Annotated in this window: 2 tRNA genes and 3 rRNA genes; all 5 read left to right on the top strand. The window is 49.6% G+C overall.

What is annotated here, in order from left to right:
• Positions 1 to 58, top strand: a tRNA-Glu gene (locus E2R31_RS09810).
• Between the two features lie 235 nt (positions 59 to 293).
• Positions 294 to 1,840: ribosomal RNA gene (locus E2R31_RS01815) — 16S ribosomal RNA — on the top strand.
• Between the two features lie 51 nt (positions 1,841 to 1,891).
• A tRNA-Ala gene (locus E2R31_RS01810) sits at positions 1,892 to 1,964 on the top strand.
• Positions 1,965 to 2,086: 122 nt separating this feature from the next.
• A 23S ribosomal RNA gene (locus E2R31_RS01805) occupies positions 2,087 to 4,990 on the top strand.
• A gap of 77 nt (positions 4,991 to 5,067) precedes the next feature.
• Positions 5,068 to 5,183, top strand: a 5S ribosomal RNA gene (gene rrf / locus E2R31_RS01800).
• Together the 16S, 23S and 5S rRNA genes with 2 tRNA genes alongside form the textbook arrangement of a ribosomal RNA operon.
• The last annotated feature ends 1 nt before the right edge of the window (position 5,184 follow it).

Below are 5,184 nucleotides of genomic sequence, written 5' to 3'. Positions count from 1 at the left end.
CAAGGGGTTAAGACACCGCCTTTTCACGGCGGTAACACGGGTTCGAATCCCGTACGGACTATGTGTGTATCGCAGGGACGAAAAAAGTAAAAAAAGTTTCAAAAAAGTGTTGACATAGGTTAGCAGCTGTGATATACTAATATAGTTGTCGCTTGAGAGATTGAGTGACAAAGACCTTTGAAAACTGAACAAGACGAACCAATGTGCAGGGCACTATAACTAAGGTTATAGTACTGAACAATGAAAAAAAACAATAAATCTGTCAGTGACAGAAATGAGTGAGAACTCAAACTTTTAATGAGAGTTTGATCCTGGCTCAGGACGAACGCTGGCGGCGTGCCTAATACATGCAAGTAGAACGCTGAAGGAGGAGCTTGCTTCTCTGGATGAGTTGCGAACGGGTGAGTAACGCGTAGGTAACCTGCCTGGTAGCGGGGGATAACTATTGGAAACGATAGCTAATACCGCATAATAGCAGTTGTTGCATGATAACTGTTTGAAAGGTGCAATTGCACCACTACCAGATGGACCTGCGTTGTATTAGCTAGTTGGTGGGGTAACGGCTCACCAAGGCGACGATACATAGCCGACCTGAGAGGGTGATCGGCCACACTGGGACTGAGACACGGCCCAGACTCCTACGGGAGGCAGCAGTAGGGAATCTTCGGCAATGGACGGAAGTCTGACCGAGCAACGCCGCGTGAGTGAAGAAGGTTTTCGGATCGTAAAGCTCTGTTGTAAGAGAAGAACGAGTGTGAGAGTGGAAAGTTCACACTGTGACGGTATCTTACCAGAAAGGGACGGCTAACTACGTGCCAGCAGCCGCGGTAATACGTAGGTCCCGAGCGTTGTCCGGATTTATTGGGCGTAAAGCGAGCGCAGGCGGTTAGATAAGTCTGAAGTTAAAGGCTGTGGCTTAACCATAGTACGCTTTGGAAACTGTTTAACTTGAGTGCAAGAGGGGAGAGTGGAATTCCATGTGTAGCGGTGAAATGCGTAGATATATGGAGGAACACCGGTGGCGAAAGCGGCTCTCTGGCTTGTAACTGACGCTGAGGCTCGAAAGCGTGGGGAGCAAACAGGATTAGATACCCTGGTAGTCCACGCCGTAAACGATGAGTGCTAGGTGTTAGACCCTTTCCGGGGTTTAGTGCCGCAGCTAACGCATTAAGCACTCCGCCTGGGGAGTACGACCGCAAGGTTGAAACTCAAAGGAATTGACGGGGGCCCGCACAAGCGGTGGAGCATGTGGTTTAATTCGAAGCAACGCGAAGAACCTTACCAGGTCTTGACATCCCTCTGACCGCTCTAGAGATAGAGCTTTCCTTCGGGACAGAGGTGACAGGTGGTGCATGGTTGTCGTCAGCTCGTGTCGTGAGATGTTGGGTTAAGTCCCGCAACGAGCGCAACCCCTATTGTTAGTTGCCATCATTCAGTTGGGCACTCTAGCGAGACTGCCGGTAATAAACCGGAGGAAGGTGGGGATGACGTCAAATCATCATGCCCCTTATGACCTGGGCTACACACGTGCTACAATGGCTGGTACAACGAGTCGCAAGCCGGTGACGGCAAGCTAATCTCTTAAAGCCAGTCTCAGTTCGGATTGTAGGCTGCAACTCGCCTACATGAAGTCGGAATCGCTAGTAATCGCGGATCAGCACGCCGCGGTGAATACGTTCCCGGGCCTTGTACACACCGCCCGTCACACCACGAGAGTTTGTAACACCCGAAGTCGGTGAGGTAACCTTTTAGGAGCCAGCCGCCTAAGGTGGGATAGATGATTGGGGTGAAGTCGTAACAAGGTAGCCGTATCGGAAGGTGCGGCTGGATCACCTCCTTTCTAAGGATAAGGAACTGCGCATTGGTCTTGTTTAGTCTTGAGAGGTCTTGTGGGGCCTTAGCTCAGCTGGGAGAGCGCCTGCTTTGCACGCAGGAGGTCAGCGGTTCGATCCCGCTAGGCTCCATTGGTGAGAGATCACCAAGTAATGCACATTGAAAATTGAATATCTATATCAAATAGTAACAAGAAAATAAACCGAAACGCTGTAGTATTAAAAGAGTTACTGACTGAAAGGTCAGAAAATAAGGTTAAGTTAATAAGGGCGCACGGTGGATGCCTTGGCACTAGGAGCCGAAGAAGGACGTGACAAACGACGATATGCCTTGGGTAGCTGTAAGTAAGCGATGATCCAGGGATTTCCGAATGGGGGAACCCAACAGGTACTACCTGTTACCCATATCTGTTAAGGATGTGAGGAGGAAGACGCAGTGAACTGAAACATCTAAGTAGCTGCAGGAAGAGAAAGCAAAAGCGATTGCCTTAGTAGCGGCGAGCGAAACGGCAGAAGGGCAAACCGAAGAGTTTACTCTTCGGGGTTGTAGGACTGCAATGTGGACTCAAAGATTATAGAAGAATGATTTGGGAAGATCAGCCAAAGAGAGTAACAGCCTCGTATTTAAAATAGTCTTTGTACCTAGCAGTATCCTGAGTACGGCGGGACACGAGAAATCCCGTCGGAATCTGGGAGGACCATCTCCCAACCCTAAATACTCCCTAGTGACCGATAGTGAACCAGTACCGTGAGGGAAAGGTGAAAAGCACCCCGGGAGGGGAGTGAAATAGAACCTGAAACCGTGTGCCTACAACAAGTTCGAGCCCGTTAATGGGTGAGAGCGTGCCTTTTGTAGAATGAACCGGCGAGTTACGATATGATGCGAGGTTAAGTTGAAGAGACGGAGCCGCAGGGAAACCGAGTCTGAATAGGGCGCATTAGTATCATGTCGTAGACCCGAAACCATGTGACCTACCCATGAGCAGGTTGAAGGTGCGGTAAGACGCACTGGAGGACCGAACCAGGGCACGTTGAAAAGTGCTTGGATGACTTGTGGGTAGCGGAGAAATTCCAAACGAACTTGGAGATAGCTGGTTCTCTCCGAAATAGCTTTAGGGCTAGCGTCGACATTAGAGATTCTTGGAGGTAGAGCACTGTTTGGGTGAGGGGTCCATCCCGGATTACCAATCTCAGATAAACTCCGAATGCCAAAGAATTATGGTCGGCAGTCAGACTGCGAGTGCTAAGATCCGTAGTCGAAAGGGAAACAGCCCAGACCACCAGCTAAGGTCCCAAAATAATTGTTAAGTGGAAAAGGATGTGGGGTTGCACAGACAACTAGGATGTTAGCTTAGAAGCAGCTATTCATTCAAAGAGTGCGTAATAGCTCACTAGTCGAGTGACCCTGCGCCGAAAATGTACCGGGGCTAAAACAATTTACCGAAGCTGTGGATACCTTTATAGGTATGGTAGGAGAGCGTTCTATGTGTGATGAAGGTATACCGTGAGGAGTGCTGGAACGCATAGAAGTGAGAATGCCGGTATGAGTAGCGAAAGACAGGTGAGAATCCTGTCCACCGTAAGACTAAGGTTTCCAGGGGAAGGCTCGTCCGCCCTGGGTTAGTCGGGACCTAAGGAGAGACCGAAAGGTGTATCCGATGGACAACAGGTTGATATTCCTGTACTAGAGTATGTAGTGATGGAGGGACGCAGTAGGCTAACTAAAGCAGACGATTGGAAGTGTCTGTCTAAGCAGTGAGGTGTGATATGAGTCAAATGCTTATATCTATAACATTGAGCTGTGATGGGGAGCGAAGTTTAGTAGCGAAGTTAGTGACGTCACACTGCCAAGAAAAGCTTCTAGCGTTTAAACATACTCTACCCGTACCGCAAACCGACACAGGTAGTCGAGGCGAGTAGCCTCAGGTGAGCGAGAGAACTCTCGTTAAGGAACTCGGCAAAATGACCCCGTAACTTCGGGAGAAGGGGTGCTGACTTTACGTCAGCCGCAGTGAATAGGCCCAAGCAACTGTTTATCAAAAACACAGCTCTCTGCTAAATCGTAAGATGATGTATAGGGGGTGACGCCTGCCCGGTGCTGGAAGGTTAAGAGGAGTGCTTAGGAGTAATCCGAAGGTATGAATTGAAGCCCCAGTAAACGGCGGCCGTAACTATAACGGTCCTAAGGTAGCGAAATTCCTTGTCGGGTAAGTTCCGACCCGCACGAAAGGCGTAATGATTTGGGCACTGTCTCAACGAGAGACTCGGTGAAATTTTAGTACCTGTGAAGATGCAGGTTACCCGCGACAGGACGGAAAGACCCCATGGAGCTTTACTGCAGTTTGATATTGAGTGTCTGTACCACATGTACAGGATAGGTAGGAGTCTATGAGATCGGGACGCCAGTTTCGAAGGAGACGTTGTTGGGATACTACCCTTGTGTTATGGCCACTCTAACCCGGATAGGTTATCCCTATCGGAGACAGTGTCTGACGGGCAGTTTGACTGGGGCGGTCGCCTCCTAAAAGGTAACGGAGGCGCCCAAAGGTTCCCTCAGAATGGTTGGAAATCATTCGCAGAGTGTAAAGGTATAAGGGAGCTTGACTGCGAGAGCTACAACTCGAGCAGGGACGAAAGTCGGGCTTAGTGATCCGGTGGTTCCGCATGGAAGGGCCATCGCTCAACGGATAAAAGCTACCCTGGGGATAACAGGCTTATCTCCCCCAAGAGTTCACATCGACGGGGAGGTTTGGCACCTCGATGTCGGCTCGTCGCATCCTGGGGCTGTAGTCGGTCCCAAGGGTTGGGCTGTTCGCCCATTAAAGCGGCACGCGAGCTGGGTTCAGAACGTCGTGAGACAGTTCGGTCCCTATCCGTCGCGGGCGTAGGAAATTTGAGAGGATCTGCTCCTAGTACGAGAGGACCAGAGTGGACTTACCGCTGGTGTACCAGTTGTCTTGCCAAAGGCATCGCTGGGTAGCTATGTAGGGAAGGGATAAACGCTGAAAGCATCTAAGTGTGAAACCCACCTCAAGATGAGATTTCCCATGATTTTATATCAGTAAGAGCCCTGAGAGATGATCAGGTAGATAGGTTAGAAGTGGAAGTGTGGTGACACATGTAGCGGACTAATACTAATAGCTCGAGGACTTATCCAAAGTAACTGAGAAAACTTAGCGTATGGTTTTTCTAATTATTTGATAGATATTCAATTTTGAGTAGGTATTACTCAGAATTAAGTGACGATAGCCTAGGAGATACACCTGTACCCATGCCGAACACAGCAGTTAAGCCCTAGAACGCCGGAAGTAGTTGGGGGTTGCCCCCTGTGAGATATGGAAGTCGCTTAGCT

Origin of the sequence: Streptococcus downii (assembly GCF_004353325.1) — a bacterium.
GTDB lineage: Bacteria > Bacillota > Bacilli > Lactobacillales > Streptococcaceae > Streptococcus > Streptococcus downii.
Note: the sequence above shows the minus strand (reverse complement) of the source record. Positions and strands in the feature narration are given on the sequence as shown.